This is a genomic window from Herbivorax alkaliphila (assembly GCF_030848475.1).
In the GTDB taxonomy this organism is placed as follows: Bacteria; Bacillota; Clostridia; order Acetivibrionales; family Acetivibrionaceae; genus Herbivorax.
This window is the reverse complement of record NZ_JAVDDS010000033.1, coordinates 20,949-43,771: the sequence shown is the minus strand read 5'-3', so window position 1 is coordinate 43,771 and position 22,823 is coordinate 20,949. Positions and strand designations below refer to the sequence as shown.

At 30.5% G+C, this 22,823-nt stretch carries 19 protein-coding genes; 18 read left to right on the top strand and 1 reads right to left on the bottom strand.

The features are described from left to right. The first annotated feature begins 125 nt into the window (after positions 1-125). From rplS to radC, 8 genes are all read left to right on the top strand, one after another. Entirely contained in the window at positions 126-494 is a 369-nt protein-coding gene (rplS, locus tag RBH29_RS12305) for a 50S ribosomal protein L19 (RefSeq protein ID WP_306697176.1), read from the top strand. A gap of 230 nt (positions 495-724) precedes the next feature. Then, on the top strand, positions 725-1,408 hold the full coding sequence (lepB, locus tag RBH29_RS12300) for a signal peptidase I (RefSeq protein ID WP_306697175.1): 684 nt from the start codon (positions 725-727) through the stop codon (positions 1,406-1,408). A gap of 19 nt (positions 1,409-1,427) precedes the next feature. After that, on the top strand, positions 1,428-2,282 hold the full coding sequence (gene ylqF, locus RBH29_RS12295; protein WP_306697174.1) for a ribosome biogenesis GTPase YlqF: 855 nt from the start codon (positions 1,428-1,430) through the stop codon (positions 2,280-2,282). 103 nt (positions 2,283-2,385) lie between these two features. Beyond that, positions 2,386-3,153 (top strand): ribonuclease HII, encoded by a 768-nt coding sequence (locus RBH29_RS12290; protein ID WP_306697173.1) that lies wholly within the window; start codon positions 2,386-2,388, stop codon positions 3,151-3,153. Positions 3,154-3,304: 151 nt separating this feature from the next. Continuing rightward, positions 3,305-4,894, top strand: coding sequence for a flagellar hook-length control protein FliK (fliK, locus tag RBH29_RS12285; RefSeq protein ID WP_306697172.1), 1,590 nt, complete (start codon positions 3,305-3,307; stop codon positions 4,892-4,894). An 18-nt stretch (positions 4,895-4,912) separates the two neighbouring features. Then, complete coding sequence (locus RBH29_RS12280) at positions 4,913-5,194, top strand: EscU/YscU/HrcU family type III secretion system export apparatus switch protein (protein ID WP_306697171.1); 282 nt, start codon at positions 4,913-4,915, stop codon at positions 5,192-5,194. After that, positions 5,191-5,562, top strand: a complete 372-nt coding sequence (locus RBH29_RS12275; RefSeq protein WP_306697170.1) for a YraN family protein — start codon at positions 5,191-5,193, stop codon at positions 5,560-5,562. Before RBH29_RS12280 ends, RBH29_RS12275 begins: the two co-directional genes overlap by 4 nt. Positions 5,563-5,576: 14 nt before the next feature. Next, positions 5,577-6,248, top strand: coding sequence for a RadC family protein (gene radC, locus RBH29_RS12270; protein WP_306697169.1), 672 nt, complete (start codon positions 5,577-5,579; stop codon positions 6,246-6,248). On the opposite strand, the gene RBH29_RS12265 is transcribed toward radC, so the two are convergent. Beyond that, positions 6,245-7,369, bottom strand: a complete 1,125-nt coding sequence (locus tag RBH29_RS12265) for an AI-2E family transporter (protein ID WP_306697168.1) — start codon at positions 7,367-7,369, stop codon at positions 6,245-6,247. The genes radC and RBH29_RS12265 overlap by 4 nt on opposite strands. Positions 7,370-7,771: 402 nt before the next feature. Here RBH29_RS12265 and RBH29_RS12260 point away from each other — a divergent pair, with 402 nt between their 5' ends. From RBH29_RS12260 to RBH29_RS12215, 10 genes are all read left to right on the top strand, one after another. Further along, positions 7,772-8,707: a dipeptidase gene (locus RBH29_RS12260; RefSeq protein WP_306697167.1), complete on the top strand. Its 936-nt coding sequence runs from the start codon at positions 7,772-7,774 to the stop codon at positions 8,705-8,707. A 710-nt stretch (positions 8,708-9,417) separates the two neighbouring features. Continuing rightward, the gene (locus RBH29_RS12255; RefSeq protein ID WP_306697165.1) at positions 9,418-10,602 is read left to right on the top strand and encodes a pyridoxal phosphate-dependent aminotransferase; all 1,185 of its coding nucleotides are present in this window, start codon (positions 9,418-9,420) and stop codon (positions 10,600-10,602) included. Positions 10,603-11,015: 413 nt separating this feature from the next. Next, positions 11,016-12,446 (top strand): adenylosuccinate lyase, encoded by a 1,431-nt coding sequence (gene purB / locus RBH29_RS12250; protein WP_306697164.1) that lies wholly within the window; start codon positions 11,016-11,018, stop codon positions 12,444-12,446. Between the two features lie 231 nt (positions 12,447-12,677). Next, positions 12,678-13,418: a GntR family transcriptional regulator gene (locus RBH29_RS12245; protein ID WP_306697162.1), complete on the top strand. Its 741-nt coding sequence runs from the start codon at positions 12,678-12,680 to the stop codon at positions 13,416-13,418. A gap of 287 nt (positions 13,419-13,705) precedes the next feature. Then, positions 13,706-14,593, top strand: coding sequence for a DUF1848 family protein (locus RBH29_RS12240; protein WP_306697161.1), 888 nt, complete (start codon positions 13,706-13,708; stop codon positions 14,591-14,593). A gap of 97 nt (positions 14,594-14,690) precedes the next feature. Next, positions 14,691-16,628 carry a serine hydrolase gene (locus tag RBH29_RS12235; RefSeq protein ID WP_306697160.1) on the top strand — a complete coding sequence of 646 codons (1,938 nt, stop codon included), beginning with the start codon at positions 14,691-14,693 and terminating at the stop codon, positions 16,626-16,628. Positions 16,629-16,827: 199 nt separating this feature from the next. Further along, positions 16,828-19,335: a hypothetical protein gene (locus tag RBH29_RS12230; protein ID WP_306697159.1), complete on the top strand. Its 2,508-nt coding sequence runs from the start codon at positions 16,828-16,830 to the stop codon at positions 19,333-19,335. After that, the gene (locus RBH29_RS12225) at positions 19,335-20,273 is read left to right on the top strand and encodes an ABC transporter ATP-binding protein (protein ID WP_306697157.1); all 939 of its coding nucleotides are present in this window, start codon (positions 19,335-19,337) and stop codon (positions 20,271-20,273) included. Before RBH29_RS12230 ends, RBH29_RS12225 begins: the two co-directional genes overlap by 1 nt. After that, positions 20,263-21,111: an ABC transporter permease gene (locus RBH29_RS12220; protein WP_306697155.1), complete on the top strand. Its 849-nt coding sequence runs from the start codon at positions 20,263-20,265 to the stop codon at positions 21,109-21,111. Before RBH29_RS12225 ends, RBH29_RS12220 begins: the two co-directional genes overlap by 11 nt. Before the next feature lie 51 nt (positions 21,112-21,162). Then, positions 21,163-22,818 carry a hypothetical protein gene (locus RBH29_RS12215; protein WP_306697154.1) on the top strand — a complete coding sequence of 552 codons (1,656 nt, stop codon included), beginning with the start codon at positions 21,163-21,165 and terminating at the stop codon, positions 22,816-22,818. Positions 22,819-22,823: the final 5 nt, after the last annotated feature.

The window sequence follows — 22,823 nt, the reverse complement described above, 5'->3', positions numbered from 1 at the left end:
TATGCATAATTTCTAAAAAGATATTTACATTTAAATAAAGCTGTGGTATAATTATTGCTTGTTGAGTACGGGCGGTCCGCTGTTATAAATACATGAACGTCTATGAAGGAAGGAGGATAAGAACAATGGATGTAATTAGAGCAATTGAGCAGGAACAATTAAAAACCGATTTAGTCAATTTTCAAGTTGGTGATTACGTTAAAGTACATGTTAAGATTAAAGAAGGAAACAGGGAAAGAATACAGGTTTTTGAAGGGACTGTAATTGGAAGAAGAGGTTCTGGAATAAAGGAAACCTTTACAGTTAGAAGGATAACATATGGCGTAGGCGTTGAAAGAGTGTTTCCTGTACATTCTCCAAAGATTGAAAAGGTTGAAATTGTGAGAAAAGGAAAAATCAGAAGAGCAAAATTATTTTATTTACGTGACAGAGTAGGTAAAGCTGCAAGAGTAAAAACAAAATTAGTTAAGAATAAAGCAGAAGGGACTAAATAGTCCCTTTTGTTTTATATAAAGAGTTAGAACCAAGTGGAAGACTTCATATCGAAAGGCTTGGATAGCCTAAAATGTTAATTTCATAAACTTATAAAAAAACTGATGTAGAAAGGTCAAGATCTCCTAGTTTTTTATTTATTAAGACTCTTTTAATAATAAAAAAAGAATGGTATAATAATAATGATAATTAGGTTTTTAAAAAATAAATTATTATAAGGGCAAAAAACAATATGGAGTATAATAAAGATCCTTTAAATCTTGATAAAATACAAAAAGAAAAATTAGAAGAAAAATACGGAATAGACTTGAGAATAGCAAAACCAAACTATTTGAAAGAACTTGTTAACTGGTGCATTGTTTTAGTTCTGGCTGTTATTATAGCACTTATTTTAAGGAATTTTGCTTTTGAATGGGTAGTTGTAAGAGGTCAGTCAATGGAAGAGTCTTTGTCTAATGATCAGGTTTTGTTTGTCAACAAATTAGGATATATATATTCTGAACCTAAAAGAGGAGACATAGTAATAATGCAATATAAAGAAGGGGATTGGGAGTACCTGCCCTATGTTGAATACTTTCCCTTTTTAACTATTCTTTTACCACCTAAAAATGAACAAAACTATGTTAAAAGAGTGATTGGGGTGCCGGGAGATGTTGTTGATATAAGAGGTGGACATGTTTATATAAACGATGTTTTATTAAATGAGCCATATGCAAAAGGTTTTACTTATCCAAAAAATTTACAATTTCCACAACAAGTTCCTGCTGATAGTTTACTCCTTTTAGGTGATAATAGAGAGAATAGTGAGGACAGCAGACAGTTGGGTTTTATTGACTATGATAGAATAAAGGGAAAAGCAGCATTTAGACTTTACCCTATTGAGGATTTTGGAAGTATTTATGAGAATTTAGATTAATGGTTTTGGAGGATAAAAAATGAATATACAGTGGTTCCCGGGGCATATGAGCAAGACCAAGAGATTGCTTTCGGAAAATTTAAAAATGGTAGATGTGGTTATTGAACTTTTAGACGCTAGAATACCTGTGAGCAGTAAAAATCCTGAAATTGATAATATAGTTAACAATAAGCCTAAAATAATAGTGTTAAACAAATCTGATTTGGCTGATGAAAAAGTTTCTGATATTTGGAAGAAATGGTATAGCTCTAAGGGCTATACCAGTATTTTTGTTAATTCCATTAATGGCTCAGGAATAAAACAGCTTAAAAGCAAAATGCGAGATATTATGAAGGATAGGATAAAAAAGGACAGAGAGCGTGGAAGAATATTTAGGCCTGTAAAGGCTATGATTGTAGGGGTTCCTAATGTAGGAAAGTCATCCTTAATAAATAAAATTGCAGGTAAAGGAAGAACTTCAACAGGGGACAGACCTGGGGTAACCCGAGGGAAGCAGTGGATAAATGTAAATAATGAAATTCAGTTACTGGACACTCCGGGTATTCTCTGGCCCAAATTTGAAGATGAGAGAGTTGGTATAAACCTTGCCATAACTGGGGCGATAAAGGATAATATATTAGATATTACTGAGTTGGCTTCGGCTTTATTTGAGATACTATCTAAAGATTATCCGGAGTATCTTACTAAAAGATATAAATTAGGTGAAATTGAAGATAAAAGTGGATTGGATATTTTAAAAGAAGCAGGTAAAAAAAGAGGGTGTATTATATCAGGGGGAGAAATTGATATGATGAGAATATCTGCTATAGTACTAGATGAATTTAGAGGTGCTAAAATAGGTAAAATATCTTTAGAAAAACCAGAAGATAATTAAACTAATATATACCCTTTATGTGAAAGTTGTATTTTCTTAAAGTAAAAAAGTTGTTATAATGAATTTTAGAAATACTATAATTATTTATAAATGGGGTATAAAAATGAAATATACAATAAAATCAATTGAAGAGTCTATAAAAGATTTAAGTTATAATAAAGCCTTAGAAAAACTGTACTTATTAAGAGAAGAGTGTGGAGATAAGGTTTTGAAATTAATAGAAAAATATGAAAAGAAAAAGAATAAATATGATTTGGAAGTACTTAGATATGAAGTCATGTGTAAGTACGAAAAAGATGCTTATAAAAGGGGGATTTCACTGATTGCAGGAACAGATGAAGCTGGGAGAGGTCCATTAGCAGGTCCTGTTGTTGCAGCAGCAGTAGTGCTCCCGGAAGGCATTTTTATACAGGGGCTTAATGATTCTAAAAAACTTAGTGAGAAAAAGAGAGAAGAACTTTTTGACATTATAAAAAATGAGGTTTTAGATGTTGGCATTGGAATGGTGGATGAAAATGAAATTGATGAAATAAATATACTAAATGCAGCTAAAAAGTCTATGGGACTAGCTTTAAACAACCTCAGCAGAACTCCTGATCTTTTGTTGGTTGATGCTGAAAAACTTGAAAATCCAGGAGTAGAACAAATTTCTATAACAAGAGGGGATACCCTTAGCATATCTATTGCAGCTGCTTCTATAATTGCAAAAGTCACTAGGGATCGATTGATGAAAGAAATGGATAAAGAGTATCCTCAATATGGTTTTTTAAATCACAAGGGATATGGAACCAAAGAACATATTAATGCTATAAAGAAATATGGTATTTGTCCGATACATAGAATAAGCTTTACTAAAAAGTTTGCTTTGTAAAGTGAACTTGTTTAGCTAAAGCTAAACATCGAGGCTTCAGATGGATACTCAACTCCACCTGAAGATTTATAAGAGCAACTCTACCTTATAGAAGGTGGAGTCTTAGAATAAGATTAATCAATTTATTCCATAAATTGGTGAGGGATGAATATTGAGAATAGCGGAATTTTTTGGAGAACAGCTTAATGTATATTCTAAGGCTGAAATATTGTCAAAACTTAATAAAGGTGATGTTGTAAGGGCAAAAGTATTGGAAGTTGCAGCAGATAAACTTTTACTTAAATTATCTGATGGCAATACTATAAGTGCTGCACTTATGAATTCTATTAATGTTAAAAAGGGCGAGCAGGTAGAACTTGTAGTAAAGGATACTTTAGCTGATAAAGTTTTTCTTGAAACTGTAAAGACCCTCGAACAAAAAAACATTCAACTGGAAAGTGAAATTAAAAATGAACTTATGGATATTGGTGCAAAGTCTGATAAAAAAGGTGTGGAAATTGCAAGGCAAATTAAAGAAAGTAAACTTCCTTTAGAAAAGGAAGTTTTTAATAAAGTTATGGAGACTGTTGAAACATATAAGGGTGTATCAATAGAGAAGGCAGTATATCTTTTATCTAAAAATATAATTCCACTAGAAAAAAATATATCGTGCTTAAATCAAATTGTAGATGAAAAATATAAAATAGGTGATGAATTAAATAAACTCTTTGATAATCTTGTGTCTATAAAAGATGAGAATACTAACAATTTACTTAAAACTTTTTTAACTAAAAATTTAGGGATAAAAACAGAAGCTTCGAATGAAAAAGCAAATGTTGAAGTAAAACCCCAATTGATTTTAGAAAAACTAGGTGAAGAGTTGAAAAACAATAAAATTTCACCTAAAGTTCAAAATGCTATAAAAGAAAAAGTGATTGAATTTTTTAAAAATGAAAATCTAAATTCTAAAGATCCAAAACAATTTGCAGAATTTTTAAAAAATATAGATTTTACAGAAAAGGGTTTTATAAATGCTGAAAAAGAAAGCATGGATAAGATTATAAAAGGAATTTTTGAGAAAATAAATTTTGAAAAAAAAGATACACCTGTTATTAAAGAGAGCACAAAGATATTAACAGAAAATGATAAAAGAGAGGCTTTAGAGAAAGTCTTTGATAAATTTTGTGTTAAAATGAATGATTCTCTTACTAAAGAAGAGTTAAATATGAAGAATATTTATAGAGAAATATATAGAGAAATTGAATCAATAAAACAGGTGTTAGAACAAGCAGAGTTTTCAGGTAAAGGTGATGTTTTTGAGAATATTGACAATTTGCAAAGTAATTTGAGATTTTTAAATGAACTTAATAATCATAACACTTATATTCAGATTCCACTTAATGTTTTTGATAAAAATCACACAGGAGAGCTGTATATATTAAAGAAAAAGCCTAGTAAAAAAAGTATCGATATGGATGATGTGAGTTTGTTTTTATCTTTAAATACTCAAAATTTAGGTCAAGTAGACTCTTTAGTAAATGTAAACAAAAAAAATGTAAGTGTAAATATAAGAGCAGAGAGCAAAAAGGTTATAAATTTTATTAAAAAAAATTACACAGATCTTTATAATGTTCTTTTAAAAAAAGGATACAAACTGGTGGATATAAAGTATAGAATGATTGAAGAAAAGGTTGATATATTAAATGTAAATGATATCGAAGAAATAAATACTAAAAGACAAAAGTTTGACTATAAGATTTAAAAAGGGTGATTTTAAATAATGAAAGAAAAGAAAAAAATAAAACAGGTTGCAGCATTAAAGTATTCCCCTGATAAAAATGATGCACCGGAAATTATAGGTTTGGGAAAAGGTGAAATAGCTGAAAAAATTATTGAAAAAGCAAATCAAAGTGATGTGCCTTTATACGAAAATGAAGAACTTGCTACTACTTTAAATACATTTAATATTGGTGATGAAATACCACCGGAACTATATGAAGTTGTGGCTGGAATATTTTCTTTTATTAAATCTTTAGATAAAAAGTATGGAGAAAGAAAATGAATAATAAAAGATTAGTTGGTTCAATTGGAGAGGAAATGGCTATAGATTATCTCAAAAAAAATAATTACAAAATTTTAGAGAAAAATTTCAGGTATAAAAGGTTAGGGGAAATTGACATAATTTCCTGGGAAAGTGACAATATTTGCTTTATTGAAGTTAAGACCAGAAGTACTTTGAAATATGGGCTTCCAAGAGAATCAGTAAATTTTAAAAAGCGGGAAAACATCAGGAAACTTGCACAAATATACATTAATAGACATAATATGCACGATAAAATTATAAGGTTTGATGTTGTTGAAGTTTATATAGAAAAACATCAGGATAAAATTGAATTAAAGGAAGTGAAATTAATAAAAAATGCCTTTTAAAGGGGTGGTTTTTCATGCATGAAGGTCACAGAAAGAGGCTTAAAAACAGATTTTTAGAGGAAGGATTGGACAGTTTTGAATCACATCAAATTTTAGAACTTCTTTTGTTTTTTTCTATTCCCAGAAGAGATACAAATGAAATAGCACATAGACTTTTAAAAAGATTTGGTTCACTGTCAGGAGTTTTAGATGCCGACTTAAAAGAACTGGTAAAAGTAGAGGGAATAGGTGAAAACTCAGCTTTTTTAATTTCAATGATTCCTCAGCTTTCAAGAAGGTATTCAAATGACAGGTGGAGAAAAAAGCCGGAATTAAATAGTTCTACAAAGGCAGGTCAATATACAGTTTCACTTTTTGAGGGAAGGTCGTATGAAGTATTTTATGTAATTTGTCTTGATGCACAAAATAGGGTAAATTATGCAGATTTAGTGCATGAGGGAACGATAAATGAAGCACCAATTTATCCAAGAGTTATAGTTGAAAGAGCTCTTCGGCATAAGGCAAATAGTGTAATACTCGCTCACAATCATCCAGGGGGAAGTCTTAATCCGTCTAGAGGTGATATTGAAGCAACTAAAGTTATAAAAAATGCTCTAGAATCTATTTCAATAAAAGTTGTTGATCACATAATAGTATGTGGCGAAAAATATATAAGTTTTGCTGAAAGAGGTCTTTTAGATTTTTAGTCAGAGCTAATACCTTTGGATTTAAGTTTTTTATCTACATATTCGTCAATAAATGTTTTAATTACAGCAAATACAGGTACTCCTAAAAACATTCCCAAAATTCCAAATGTAGCTCCTCCTACAATTATGGCAGTTATTATAAGAAGAGGGCTAATTCCTACATGGTCTCCAATAATTTTAGGACCTAAGTACCATCCATCAAACTGTTGCAATAAAAGTATTATTACAGCTACCCATATGGCTTGAACAGGGTTTATAAAAAGAGTTATAATTACTGCAGGAACAGCACCTATAAAAGGGCCTACATATGGAATCATATTGGTTATTCCAATAATTATACTGATTAAAAGTGCAAAGTCTATTCTAAAAATAAAAAGTATTATAAAACAGAGTATTGCCAAAATTAGAGAGTCCAAAGCTTTTCCAAACATATATTTTGAGAATACTAAATGTGATTTTTTCAAAGTAGAAATAAAACTAAATGCATTTTTCTTGCTTAATACTGCGTATGTCAACTTTTTAGACCCACGCATTATTTTTTCTTTATCAGCTAAGATATATATAGATATTATCAATCCAAATATAAATTTAAGGATATTAGAAGTAAAACTCACTGTTGTTGAAAACAAAAAATCTATTGGTATATCTACAAGTTCATTTGCTCTAGAAGTAAACTTTTCTAAATTGTTTCGTATATAAGTTTCTATGCCATAATTATCATAACTTTGTAATTTTTCAATAAGTTCATTTATATGAACTTCAGTACTGCTTATATATTTTGGAATATCGTTAGTAAGCTGTTTTACACTGTTGGTTAGAGCTGGTGTAATAATTGTTATTGCAAAAACTAAAATGGCTACGAAAACCACATATATTATTAAAACACTAAAAGCTCTTCGTATTTTAAATTTTTTTTCTATTAGTACCATTAATGGATTTAAAAAATAAGCAATTGCAAATCCCCAGATTATATAACTAAAAAGAGATAATATGTATCCTAAACCACCCTGTATTTCAGACAAAAAAACAGAAGGGTTATTTATTAACTTATATAACAATAATCCAATAACTATTAGAGGAATATAATCCGAATGAGGTATTTTTTTTCCTTTAAAAAACAATCAAAGACAACTCCTTTTTCTTACTGAAAAGCTACAAGATAAATTATATCATATAGCTGTGAGAGGTGCAATCATAAGAATGTTATGAAGGTGCATGTTATTTATGTGAATGAAAATATGAAAGAAACATTGTGGAGCAAGTTGTAGAGCGTGTTAATACGACGAGGAAAGGGAGAGCATTGTTTGAGCGATAGCGAGATTTGCTAAGGCTCCGAGGAGTATTTACAGGCTCTAAACTGCGTAACTTTAGTTTCTGGAATATTATTCTTCACATTAAATATAATACACCCAATGTTATGAAGGTGTAAATTATATCTAGCACATATTTGTAGCATCTTTAAAATATGATAAGATAATAGAGATGTGAAGTATTAAAAAAAGAGCAGAAAAGGATGTGTCAAGATGATTGTTGTAGATGCTCACTGTGATACAATAACTAAAATAATGGAGACTAATTCAAATTTATATAAAAATAATTGTAATGTGGATTTGCAAAGGCTTAAAAAAAATAAAAAGTTTGTTCAATTTTTTGCAGCTTTTGTAGACCAGTCTATTTATCATTCACAGACATTAAAAAGGGCTGTAGAAATAATAGATGCCTTTTATCAAGGGGTAGAAGCTTATAAAGATGTTATAACATTATGTTGTAATTACAATGACATTGAAAAGTCTTTTAAAGATGAAAAAGTCGCTGCAATCCTTTCTATTGAAGGAGGAGAAGCACTCCAAGGGGATGTTAGTGCATTGAGGATATTTTACAGGCTTGGAGTAAGAAGTATATGTCTTACATGGAACTATAGAAATGAAATAGCAGATGGAGTTGGTGAATCAGAAACTAGAGGAGGACTTACTCTATTTGGAAAAGAACTTGTTAAAGAGATGAATTCTTTAGGAATGCTTATAGATTTGTCTCATATATCTGAAAATGGATTTTGGGACGTAATGAAACTGACCAAACAGCCCATTATTGCATCCCATTCAAATGCAAAAAAGATATGTTCCCATATTAGAAATCTTACTGATGAACAAATAATAGCTATAAAAGAAAATAGAGGAGTAATAGGAATAAATTTATGCCCTGATTTTTTGAAAGATGGTGGAAATGCAGGTTTAAAAGATATTGTGAAACATATTGAATATATAGCTGGTTTGACTGGATTTGATCATATAGGTTTAGGGGCGGATTTTGACGGTATTGATGCATTGCCAAAAGGTATAAATGGTGTAGAAGATATTTATAAGATAGCAGATGAACTTTTAAAGCTTAATTATTCAAATGAAAATGTAGAAAAATTTTTAGGAAAGAACTTTTTACGAGTGATAAAAGAGGTTTTGTAAGAGCTCGTGATGATCTTCGCTCTAGCTCAATATCAATTTTCTAAAAGAAAATCAATAGAAGCCTTTGCTCGACTATTACAAGAACAAACAACCCACTTTAAAGGGTAATATAGAAACTTTGAGTAATGATACTTCATATAATACTTCATACAATACTTCATATAAATACTTCATACAATACTTCATATAAATACTTCATACAATACTTCATATAATACTTCATAAAAATACTCAAAGTAATTCTAGTTGCACCTGTAATAATCTTAACTCGAACTATATATGTCAGTATATAATACGGATATATATAGTTCTTCCCGCCGACTAATAACAAGCTTTAGCGTCAACTATGGACGAAACCTGATATTAATCTTTGGCCGAATTCTACAAAGCTTAATAACCTTATAGAACTCTTGGTTCAACCATCACGAACCCTTGTACTAAATATTATTGCCGATATAAAAAAAAATATACAACAAAATAAAAAAAGATATGTACCAGTGTTAAAAGTGAACTCGTTTAGCTAAAGCTAATAAAAAAATTTGCATTTTACATATCATTATCTTGCAAAAAGTATCTAATTATATTAAAATTATAGTCAGGAGAATTCCCCCATTTCTTAAATTTTATTTAATCAGCATATTTTTAATGGTATATGCTAATTATAAATTTAATAAATGGTACATAATATGATTTTATTTGGAGGATTAGAAATGAAACTTTCAAAAAGGGCTCTTTCAATTAGTCCATCTTCTACCCTTGCAATTGATGCAAAAGCTAAAAAGATGAAATCAGAAGGTATTGACGTAATTGGATTTGGAGCAGGAGAGCCGGATTTTGATACCCCCGGGTATATTAAAGAAGCGGCAGTTAAGGCAATAAATGAAGGATTTACAAAATACACTCCAGCTTCAGGAATGTTAGAGCTTAAAGAAGCAGTGTGTAGAAAATTTAAAAAGGACAATGGTTTGGAGTATACTCCTAAAAATATTGTAATAAGTAATGGTGCAAAACATTCTCTTGTAAATACTTTTCAGGCTATATGTAATCCAGGGGATGAGGTTATTGTACCTACACCTTGCTGGGTCAGCTATCCTGAAATGATTAAGATTGCAAATGGGCAGCCTGTTACATTAAAAGCTACTGAAGAAGAGGGGTTTAAACCTTCTATTGAAAAGATTTCAAGTGCTGTTACAGAAAAGACAAAAGCAATAGTATTAAATAGTCCAAACAATCCAACAGGTATGGTATATACTGAAGAGCAGTTAAGAAAAATAGCCCAAATAGCTGTTGATAGAAAAATATATATTATTTCTGATGAAATATATGAGAAGCTAATATATGATAATCTAAAGCATGTAAGCATTGGGTCTTTTAATGATGAGATAAAAGATTTGACTATTGTAGTAAATGGGGTTTCGAAATCATATTCCATGACTGGATGGAGAATAGGTTATACTGCGTCAAATGAAAAAATAGCTAGTATTATGGCTAATATGCAAAGCCATGCCACTTCAAACCCTAATTCAATAGCACAAAAGGCTGCTTTGGCAGCATTAGATGGAACTAATGATATAATAGATACTATGGTTACAGAGTTTATTAAAAGAAGAGATTACATGGTTTACAGAATAAATTCTATTGAAGGAATTTCGTGTATTAAGCCAAATGGTGCCTTTTACGTAATGATGAATATTTCAAAACTAATTGGAAAAGAAATTGAAGGTGTTAAAATTACAAATTCAGATGTTTTTGCAAATGTTCTTTTAGAAAAAGCAAAGGTTGCTTTAGTTCCAGGTTCTGGTTTTGGAACGGATATTCATGTAAGGCTTTCATATGCAACTTCATTTGAAAATATAACAGAAGGTTTAAATAGAATTGAAAAGTTCTTAAAATAGTAATATAATTTATATTATATGTTTTGCTGTAAGATGCCTTCCTTAAGGAAGGTGATATGAGGCAAGGTTTAAAAAAAATCGGTAGGGCATACCGACAATGCTTGTGGAGAGTTTGCATCAAGTAACTTTGTGAAGCAAGAATCTTTCTTTCTTTTTAGGAAGAGTAGAATGTCAAGGTAGTTAGCGTCTAAATTTAGTTGCTAACAAATCAATCTCATATTTATAAATAACTTAAGCGGGATATATTTTTATAATCCCGTATTTTTTTGTCATAATAACTGGATTTAAATTAAAGAACAATGTATAATTATTTTGGAATATAACATTCGGTGTCAATATAATTATTGATAAAGAATTTATAGACCTAAAAAATTGTCTTAATAAAGTAAAAAAAAATTTGGAGGTTGGAGAATTTGAAAAATACATATGAGAATCCTTTAAATACAAGATATGCGAGCAAAGAAATGCAGGAGTTATTTTCCCCAGACATGAAATTTAAAACATGGAGAAGACTTTGGATAGCTCTTGCAGAAGCAGAAAAAGAGCTTGGGCTTGATATAAAAGAACAGCAGATTGAAGAGCTAAAAAAGTATAAAGATGACATAAATTATGACGTTGCAGAAAAAAAAGAAAAAGAATTTCGACATGACGTTATGGCTCATATACATGCATATGGAGAGCAATGTTCCAATGCTAAAGGGATTATCCATTTAGGTGCAACATCCTGTTATGTTGGCGACAACACAGATATTATTGTTATGACTGAAGGGTTAAAATTAGTTAGAAAAAAACTTTTGGCTACCATTGAAAAACTATCAGAATTTGCTTTAGAGTATAAAGATATGCCAACATTAGGGTTTACTCATTATCAGCCGGCTCAGCTTGTTACAGTTGGAAAAAGAGCTTGTCTTTGGATTCAGGATTTGTTAATTGATTTGGAAGATATAGATTATATTATTTCAAATATGAAATTGTTAGGCTCAAAAGGTACGACAGGTACCCAAGCTAGTTTTTTAAATCTTTTTGAAAAAGATCATGAAAAGGTTAAGAAATTGGACAGCCTTATAGCAAAAAAAATGGGATTTGACAGTGTATTTCCTGTATCAGGACAGACTTATACGAGAAAACTTGATGCCAGAGTGCTTAGTGTGCTAGGAAGTATTGCTCAAAGTGCATATAAGTTTAGTAATGATATGAGGCTTTTACAGAGTTTGAAAGAGATTGAAGAGCCTTTTGGTAAAAAACAAATTGGTTCATCTGCCATGGCATATAAGAGAAATCCAATGAGGTCGGAAAGAATTTCTGCACTGGCAAGGCATGTTATAGTTAACGCTCTAAACCCTGCGATAACAGCGTCTACTCAATGGTTTGAAAGAAGTCTTGATGATTCTGCTAACAGGCGTATAAGTATTCCAGAAGGATTTTTAGCAATTGATTCTATTTTAAATATATATATAAATGTTTCAGATGGCTTAGTTGTATATCCTAAAGTTATTGAAAAACATATACAGGACGAACTTCCCTTTATGGCAACTGAAAACATATTGATGGAAGCTGTAAAAAAAGGAGGAGATCGTCAAAAGCTACATGAAAGAATAAGAGTTCACTCAATGGAAGCAGCAAAAGAAGTAAAGGAAAAAGGAAAAGAAAACGATCTTATAGAAAGAATTACAGAGGATAAAGCTTTTGGACTTGATATTTCTCAGCTTAAACAGGTACTAGATGCAAAAAACTATATTGGAAGGTCTAAAGAGCAGGTGGAAGAGTTTATAAATGAGTGTATAAAGCCTATTCTTGTAAATAATGATGAAAACCATTTAAACAACATTGAATTAAATGTATAGGTGACATATATTAAAGACACCTCAATATATAGGTGAATGTTGAAAATATAGAGTTAACATTGGGAAACTTTAACTTCTAGAATGTTTTCTTCGCATTTAATATGTACATTATAATATATAAATATTGTTGAAATTTAAATGTTCATGTAGTAAAATTAGATAAGATGTAAGGATGTTTTGTTGCGTGTACAAAGGGAGAAAAATTATAATTTAAGTTCGGAGGGGAGCTTTGTGATTAATAAGTATAGTGATGTACCTCTTTATGTTCAGCTAAAAAATTTGATTATAGATAAAATAGAGGATGGTAATTATCCTCCTGATTCTAAAATTCCTTCAGAACAGGAATTTTGTGAACTTTATAGTATAAGCCGTCCAACTATAAGACAGGCTATAAGTGAATTAACTAACAATGGTTATTTGTATAAAGAAAAAGGAAAAGGAACTTTTGTATCAAGACCTAAGGCCTCTATTGATGTTAGAACATATACAGGCTTTACAGATTCAATTTTAGATAATGAACTTACAGATGAGCGGGAGATACTTTGTATAGAAACTTTGCAGAGTAAAGATTTAAAAAAAGTATCGGAAATTTTTAAGGTGAGTTCTAATCAAAATATAGAGTTTGCTAAAGTTATTTTCAGAACTAGGCATGGTGATGATGTTTTTTCTTTTAATACATCTTTTATACCTTTGAGTTTATTTCCTGATATTATAGGTGATATTGATAAAAAGAAAGCATCTTATGATATATTGAGGGGGAAATATCCCCTTATCCCTGTAAAAAGTAAAAGCTCTTTAGAAGTTATTTTTACTGACCCTAAAGAAGCACAGTATTTGATGGTGCAGCCGGGACATGCTCTTTTGGAGATAACAAATACTCTAACTTCAAAAAGTGGACAGGTAGTTGAACATATTATATCAAAGTATAGGTCTGATAAATGTAAATTGGCATTTGATAATGCTAAATTATAGAGATATTAAAAACCTGCATAGTTATCTTATTTTATGACTCCACCTTCTAAGTGGAGTCCACCTCGTGAGCTTTAGCAAGAGTAGAAATTTCACTTAAACATACAATGTTTAGCCCAAATTAAAGGATTTCACGATACAGGTTATTTAATATTTTTAGACAGTAAGGGAAAAAAGACATAAAACATTTGCTATTTCAATTTTTAACAGAATTGTAATTGCAATTATTGGTGCTTGTCTGATAAAATAGTAATTTGTAAAGAAAAAAATGTAATATGATGGGGATGTTTATGGAACAGATATCTTTATTTGAAGATGAAAAGAAAAAAAATAAGGCTGTTATATTGAGTGCCTCAAGAATGACTGACATGCCAAAATACTATCCTGATGTACTTATGAAAGAGGTAATGACAAGAATAGAAAAGGGGATGGATATACATACTGTTGTGTTTTGGACAAAACATCCAGATGCAATGTTGACAAGAACTATGATTGAACTTGTAAACAATCTCTTTAGTTTAGGAATACAGTGTTATATTCATTGTACTATAACTGGCATGGGAGGCAGGAGTATTGGAAAGGATAACCTTTACATAGAGCCTAATGCACCTAAAACACGTGATGCACTGTCAAGTTTGCCTAAAATAGTGGATTTATTTCGTGATCCCTTGAGAGTAAGGCTTAGAATTGATCCATTAGTTAAAATAAAGAAAAATGACACAGATGAAACATTTTCAAATTTTGATTGTGTAAAATCTATTATTGAGAGCTCAGCAAAGGCCGGAATTAAATCATATAGTATTAGTTTTTTGCAAAGAAATATTCATAAGAAAGTAGATAATAGATTTAAGAAAATAGGTTGGTCTATTGAAAATTTTACAATAAAACAAAAACAAAACTTTCAAGAAAGAATAAAAAGCATGGTAGAAGAGTATGGAGGAAGAGTATATTCCTGTTCTGTGTCTGGATTAGAGGAGTCAAGATGCATAGATGGCTATTTATTAGAGGAGTTACATACTGAGAATAAGTATATAATAAAAGATGAACCTAGAAAAAGAAAATTGTGTGGTTGTACTCATTCTATTGATATAGGAGGGTGGCCTCCTAAAAGGTGTTTTACAGGATGTCAGTATTGTTATGCAAATTCATCATATTATGAAGAGGATGTAGAAAGCTAATTTGAAAATTTATATAAAAATTTTAGGATTTTATGTCATTATTATTATTTTTATGATATAATTCAGTTGAAGTTTTACATATTTGGTGGGGGATAAAATGAAAAAGGTTATTTCTGTATTTTTTGTCGTATTAAGTGTGTTTTTGATGGGTAATGCATATCAAGATTTAGAGATAAATATTGAAGAAGAAGTATTTTTACAAGAGCAACCAATTTTAGAGTATGAGGATATTTTACTTTTTAAAATTGATAATCCCTATGCAAAAGCAGAAGAGGATTTTGTTTTGTTAGATCCTGATAATATGGATGTGACCCCTGTTATAAAAAATGACAGAACATTAGTTCCTGTGAGATTTATTTCTGAAAATTTAGGGTTTGATGTTTCATGGGATTCAAAAGAGCGTAGGGCAGTTATGTCAAAAGATGATATATCTATAAGCTGCAAAACAGACAGTTATGAGATTTATGTCAATGAAAAAAGGATATCTTTAGATGTGCCATCTATGATAATTAACGACAGATTATATGTACCTTTACGAGCAGTTAGTGAAGTATTTGATAACAATGTCTCCTATAAAAAGAGAATGATAATGGTGTCCCAATCTGATACTTCAATAGAACAATATGAAATAGAGCAATTGTCAAAACTTTACTCAGAGTTTGTTAAAATTAAGAAGCTTCAGGAATTTAGAGAAGATGAAAATTCCATGGAAAAATGGAAATTATCAAAGAGGTTAATAGATCATATTGTCTATTTTCATGATAAAACCATCCCATCTATAGAATTTAATTATTTTCCAGATCATAAAGACATTCCACAAGAGGTATATTATCATGCCCATTTAGCTGTGTTTTTAGACTTAGTAAAAGTTGAATCCGGGGATTTTGATGCTTATTATAACTTATCATTTGATGAGCTAAACAAAACACTGGAAAATTTTGTAGATGTATTTATAGATAATCCTGATTTTAATTATAAAGATAAAAATAATGTGGAAGAAGATATATTAAATATTATAAATAAAAATATTAAGGATATTAAAGATGAGCACAATATAAGAGCTTCAGTTTATGACTTTTCAAAAGATTTATCAATAAGCTATAATGGGACTGAAAAGTTCTATCCTGCAAGTTTGACAAAGACATTAAATTTATTGTGTTTTCTTGAAGAAGTACAGGCAGGAAATCTTGATTTAGAAAGCATATACAAACTAGAGGAAAGTGATAAATTTGTAAATGATTCCGAAGTGATTGGTGCTGGTAATCTTCGATTTGAAGATGAGGGGACTGAATATACATATAGAAGTATATTAAACAGGATGGTAAGTTCGAGTGACAATGTAGCTGCAAATATAACTATAGATATATTGGGGATTGATAAAATCAACTCTTTTAGCAAAAGGTTTGAACTTGAAGATACAATAATTTATAGAAAATTTTATGAAATGAATGTGTCAAAAGCTGTAAATCATAGTACAACTGTTGACTTAAACAAAATGCTTATTTTACTTGAAAATAGACTTGTAGTAAATGATGACTTATCCAGTCTTGGCATTGAGTTTATGAAAGAGACATATAATAAAGACAGAATAGCCCGTTATGCCCCTGATAATGTAACTGTAGCAAATAAAATAGGATTTTTACAGCGTTTATCAGGAGATATGGCTATTATATATTTTGAAAACAGAGAGCCTATTGCTTTGACGGTTTTTGTTGAGGATAAATACCGCAGGTCTATTAAGACTGAAGAGGTAAATGATATAATAGGAAACCTGTCAGGGGAAATTATTGATTATTTTAGCTTGGATTCAATGCCTTCTTTATACATTAATGGAGATCGCATTGATAAAAATGCAGGTCTTCGTTTTATTGACAAAAGGCCTTTTATAAAGTATCATGAATTCTTGGGAGAATTTCCAAAAGAAAGTGTTGTAATTGGAGGTGAAAAATATATTTCTTTAGATTGTTTTGCAGAAAACACAGAATATTCCTATCTATTAAGGAGATTTCCTTTAAATGCAGTTAGCATAAGATAAGTATTTGTATCCGTAATTTTAAATGCAAGTAAACTTATTTAGTTAAAGCTAAACACAAAGGGGTTCAGATGGAGATTCTACTCCAACTGAAGATTATTAAAAAAACTCTACTAAGGGGTAGAGTTTTAAAATTAAAATAAGATAAATGAGACAAGAGAACCGTCCCCTTGTCTGTTTTGTCTCACAGTGAGGTGATTTTATGATTAATTTAAGGGTTAAAGATTTATTTAGTATTATTTTATTGGTATTTGTGTTTGCAATTTCTACTATTTCACATGCAAGTCCTGATGAGGATCTTGAAATATCCATAAGGGCAGGTTTTAATGATGTGGCTAGAATATACTCTGAATGTCCCTTTTATTTTGAAATAGAAAATAATGGAGAGGATATTGAAGGAGAAATTCAAATTCATAGAAGTTTAGATCGAAGGACAAAGGTTAATTATGCAATTCCTTTTGACCTTCCAGAAGGCTCTAGAAAAGAATTTGTAATGAATGTACCAATAAATACTGTAGAAAAAGATGTAGAAGTAAAAATTATAAGTGAAAATGAGACATTAATTAGTACAGAGTATCAGTTTGAAAAGATAATAGCACCTGAAAATCCTGTTATTGGCCTTTTAACTGATGATGTGGCAGGCTTTGAATCATTATATAATGTAAATCTTTCAGAAAATTTGGTTACAAGATTTGATGGGTCATTTCAAAGCCAGATGATGTCACCACGTATAACTCCTGATTCAAATAACGTTAAAAGAAGTGCTGAAATAATAGAGCTTGATGATAATAATTTCCCAGACAATGAAAAGTTGTTAGGTTCATTTGACATTATTATTATATCTGATTATGATACTAATCTTTTATCTAGTTCTCAAAATGATGCTCTCAAAAAGTGGGTAAGTGAAGGAAATATACTTGTTATTGGAACAGGAGAAAATACAAGAAAAGTTTATTCAGGTTTAGACGAGAGTCTTAGACCATTTAAGATAGATGGACAGGAAAGAATTCAGATGCCGGAAGATTTTGCTGATTTTACCGAGAGAGCTATACCAGAAGAGCAAATATATGTCTCTACAGGAAGTGTAGAAAATGGGGATATAATTATTGGAGATGAAGATAATGCTCTTGCCATAAATTACAAACATGGAAATGGAAATATTTTTGTTTTAGCATTTGATCCTGCAAGTACCTCAATTTCAGATTGGGATTACAGCAAGGATATGTGGGAAAGACTTTTAGAATATAATGTATCGGGTGATTCAAGTGTAAAAATTGATCATTATAACTATCACCAAAATTATATTAATAGGTTCTCAGTAGAAGATGGTTTTCCATTTGGTTTATTATATACAATTATAATAATATATATAATCTTAGCAGGTCCGATTCTGTATTGGATTTTAAAATCCAAGGATAAGAGAGATTTTAGCTGGATTATAATACCCTCTCTTGCATTTCTATTTCTTGGGATTGTTTATGTAGGAGGTTATTCAACAAGATATGGGGCTGCTGTTATAAATAATTATTCATTAATTAACCTAGATTCTGAAACTCAAAAAATGCATGTAAACTCATCTATGGGAATCTATAATAACAAAAAAGGTACTCTTAAGCTGGAGTATCCTTCAAATTATAGCTTAGATGTTTTTTTAACAAACCAACATTATCATCATATGCATCATGAAGTAGATCAGGATATTGATGTGACAAATAAAGTTTTACTTGGAGAACCGGAAATACATGAAATTTATGATGTACCTCTGTGGGAGTCTGTAAATGCAGGCATTAATGTGACCAAAGAGTATGAAGGAGAAATAATAAAGGACATTGATATAGAAGATAGTGAAGTATCAGGAGTAATAAAAAATAACACATCCTTTTCATTAAAAGACTCCTATATAGTTTTAGATGGTAGATTTATTAGTGTTGGAGACATCAATCCAGGAGATGAAAAAAAATTAGAGGTTGATTTAAATGACAGTTCAATTAAAAGTGAATTTAATTTATTTATGAATGAGCTTTATCCAGGAACTAGTAATTTAAACACACCTTCTAATATGAGTAATGATGAACGTCAAAAGCAGAGAGAAAAAAGAGAAATATTTCAAATGGCATATAATGATTTTATTCAAAGAGAAAGTAGACTAGACGGCAAACAAATTGCTTTTTTTGCGTTAAACTATGAAAATATAAATTATGAATTAAAAGTAAATGAGAAAACAGCAAAAACCTATAATACAAATGTTATTTATACAGTTAAAAATGTTATTTATGAAAAAGGTGAAAATATAACACTTCAAAAAGGTGCTATAAGACCTGTGTTAGAGAATGAAGCAGATTTTATAAGGCAGGAGTATATGTTATATATATTTCATGAAGATAAAGAAGCGGAATTTAGCTTTAGTATTAAGAGAAACTTAGATGTTGAACAGTTTGAGATTGACTGGTCTAAAGTAGAATATCATCATTTTTATACAGATGAAACTGTTGAAAATAAAATGGACAGCTATGATTTATACATAAAAAATAATTCTACTGACGAATGGGAAGAAATGGACACAATATTTAGGGTAGATACAAATATAGAGGACTATTTAGACAGATTAAATAAGGTAAGAGTTAAGGCAGATATTACTTTTACTGAAAATCATTATGGGCATGACTTTTTAGTAATACCCGAAATACAGGTAAGTGGGGTGGTTAAATAATGCTTGTTATTAAAAATCTTATTAAAAATTATGGAAAATTTAGAGCAGTTGACGATTTGTCATTAGAGATAGAAAAAGGTCAAATATATGGTTTTGTAGGTGCAAATGGAGCTGGAAAAACTACAACAATAAAAGTCGTTGCAGGACTTTTAAAAGCTACTTCGGGAAAAGTTATCGTTGGAGGAATGGATATACATGAAAATCCTATTATTTATAAAAAAAAGGTAGGTTATATGCCTGATTTTTTTGGGGTATATGATGATCTTAAAGTTACAGAGTACATGAATTTTTATTCAGGGATATATGGAGTGGAAAAAACAGATAGAGATAAAATCTGTGACCAATTGCTTGAGCTGGTGAATTTGAGAGAAAAAAAGGATTTCTATGTTGATAATCTTTCTAGGGGAATGAAGCAAAGGCTTTGTCTTGCAAGAAGTTTAATTCACGACCCTGATCTTTTAATATTAGATGAGCCTGCATCAGGTTTAGATCCTAGGGCGAGAGTGGAAATGAAGGAAGTGTTAAAAGAACTTGGGAATATGGGTAAAACGATACTTATAAGTTCACATATACTGCCTGAACTTTCAGAACTCTGTACTGCTATAGGAATAATTGATAGAGGAAAAAAGATTATTTCTGGAACAGTTGAAGATGTAATGTCAAAGGTTTCAGGCAATAGAATTATTCGTATAAAGTTTTTAGACAAAAAAGATGCCTTAGAGAAGTTTTTAAAAGAACAGCCAGCTATCTTATCTACAAAAGTACATAACGAATATATAGATGCAGAATTTGAAGGTTCAAAAGAAATTATGGCTAAAATGCTTAAAGATGCGATAACACAGGATATACCGATAATATCTTTTTATGAACTTGACAGAAATTTAGAATCGGTATTTATGAATTTAATTAAAGGGGGAGGGGAAAAGAATGCAAGTTAATCCTGTTATAGAAAAAGAATTGAAAACAAAAATGAGAGGCTGGAAAGCACCAGCATTAATAACGCTTTATTTGGCATTTTTGATGTTTGTATTTTTCCTGCATTTTGCTTTTAATAATAATATGTATGTAGGAAGGGATTTAACTCCTAGAATTGCAGTTAATGCATATAATACTCTTGCTTTTTTTCAGTTGCTTTTAATTTTATTTATTACTCCTATAATAACAGGAGGAGCAATTAGCTCTGAAAGAGAGAGGCAGACGCTGGATTTATTATTGTGTACAGATTTTTCAACTTTAAAGATTATTCTTGGAAAAATATTTGTATCGATAGCTCATATTATGCTTTTAGTAACGGCATCTCTTCCTATTTTGGGAATAGTGTTTATATTTGGAGGTGTGGAAATAAAAGATATTCTTCTTTTGTTTTTCTTCTACATCGTTGTTGCGATAATGACTGCAAGTATTGGGATATTTTATTCAACTATTTTTAAAAAGACCATTATTTCAATAGTTATGACCTACATTACACTGGGGATATTTGTAGTTGGTACGGTTATATTTATAATAATATGGTTTGAATTAATAATAGGGTATAGAGGTGAGCCAGAATGGTATCAATTTATGGTTTTCTTATTTCCAAATCCTTTTTATGGTTTTGGTTCTATTATTGAAAATACTGTATCAGGATATGGTTTCTTTAGTGTTTTTGTTGAAATGGCCAATGGAGGCAGAAATAGCGTACCTGTAAAGTCGTGGGTTATTAATACTGGATTTAATATTATTTTGTCCTGTCTATTAATTTTATTTAGTGCAAGAAAAATAAGACGACTTAAATAATTTAAACAAATAAACAACAGTCTAGGTACAAGTTTAAAAAGGGTGATTATTATGAATGTAAAGGATATATTTAATGCATTAAAACCTCTTAAAAAAAGAATTTTTTTAAATAATGTAATAGACTATTTTTGCTACTTCTTTATTGGTGCGGGAATATTATCTCTTATGTTTTCTATTGTGTCATTGTTTGTGCCTGTAGCTTTTATTGAACAAAAGATTTTTATTATATACATTTCACTTATTTTGTTGGCCTTTGTTTTTTCGTATATTTTAATGCCAAAGCCCTTTAAAATTGCTAAAATAGCTGATTCTTTAGGTCTTAAGGAAAGAGTTGTTACATCTTATGAATTAAAAGATGATGAATCGGACTTAGCCAAAATACAGAGAAATGATGCATTAAAGGTTGTAAAGAGGACAGATTTTAAATCTCTTTATAAAATAAATGTTCCCTATTCTAAGTTTTTAACAGGAATATTACTTTTAAGTTTAACTTTGACGGTTTTTATGATACCTACAGAAGCTAGAGAGAGGGCTCAGTTAAAAGAAGATATGGAAAATGAGACAAAAGAACAGATTGAAAAGATCAAAGAAGAGAGAGAAAACTTAAATAAAGATGAAAAGGTTTCTTTGGAAAAATTAGCCAAAGTCAATGAAGTGGTTGATAGCCTTTTAGAAGAGCTTAAAGATATAAAAGATGAGGAAGAGGCTATAAAGGCTCTTTCAAAAGCTAGAAATGAGCTTGATGAACTGAAAAATGATGATTTAGAGGACTTGCAGAGGATATCTGATAAACTTAAAGAAAGTCAGCTTTCGAAAGATTTAGGAGAAGCCCTAGAAAAAGGTGATATGGAAGGTGTAAGAGAAGAGCTTGAAGGTTTAGAAGAAAATTTAAAAAATATTTCTGATGAAAGCTTAAATGAATTTTTAGAAAAGCTTCAGGAAGCAATAAAAGAACTTTCAGAGAATGAAAAGTTATCAGAAAAGTTAGAAGAATTAATAGAAGAAGCAAAGTTAAAAGATGAAGAAGATATACAGGAAATGCTCGATAAATTAGAGGATTTATTGGAAGAGTTAATTGATATAAATGATTTAATGGAACTTGAGAATATGGAGATTTCTGGACTAGAAAACATACTAAACAGTGGTATAAGTAATATTTCACAGATGAGCGGCAATAGTTTTGACTTTTCAGGGATTGATGAAATAGATACAGAAGACATTAATGTTGGCAATCAAAATGGACAGGGTTCTGAGTCAGGAGAAGAAAATAACTATAATGGTCAGGGGGATGGAGAAGGTTCAGGAGCTTCTGGAGAAGGTGGCAGTGAAGGAGAAGGTGGCGATGGAGAAAGTGAAGATGGAAGTTCAACCGCCAATAGGGACTTTGGCCATTCGGAGGCATCAGGAGGTGGAGGTGCTCTTATTGGTTCAGACAGCCAGATAAGAGAATTTGAAGAGATATATGTTCCTGAAAGGCTTGGGTTGGATGCTGATGTTTCACAGGTTACAGGAACTGTTGGTGAAAGTGGTGAAAGTCAGGTAATTGAAACTGACGGTCCTATATTAGAAGGAGAGGTTCTTCCCTATAATGAGGTTATTGGTGAATATAGAGAAGAAGGAATGTCATCTTTAAAAGATGCACCGATACCTCAGGGAATGAAAGATATTGTAAGGGATTATTTTTCAACATTAGATGATAAAGATTAGGAGGA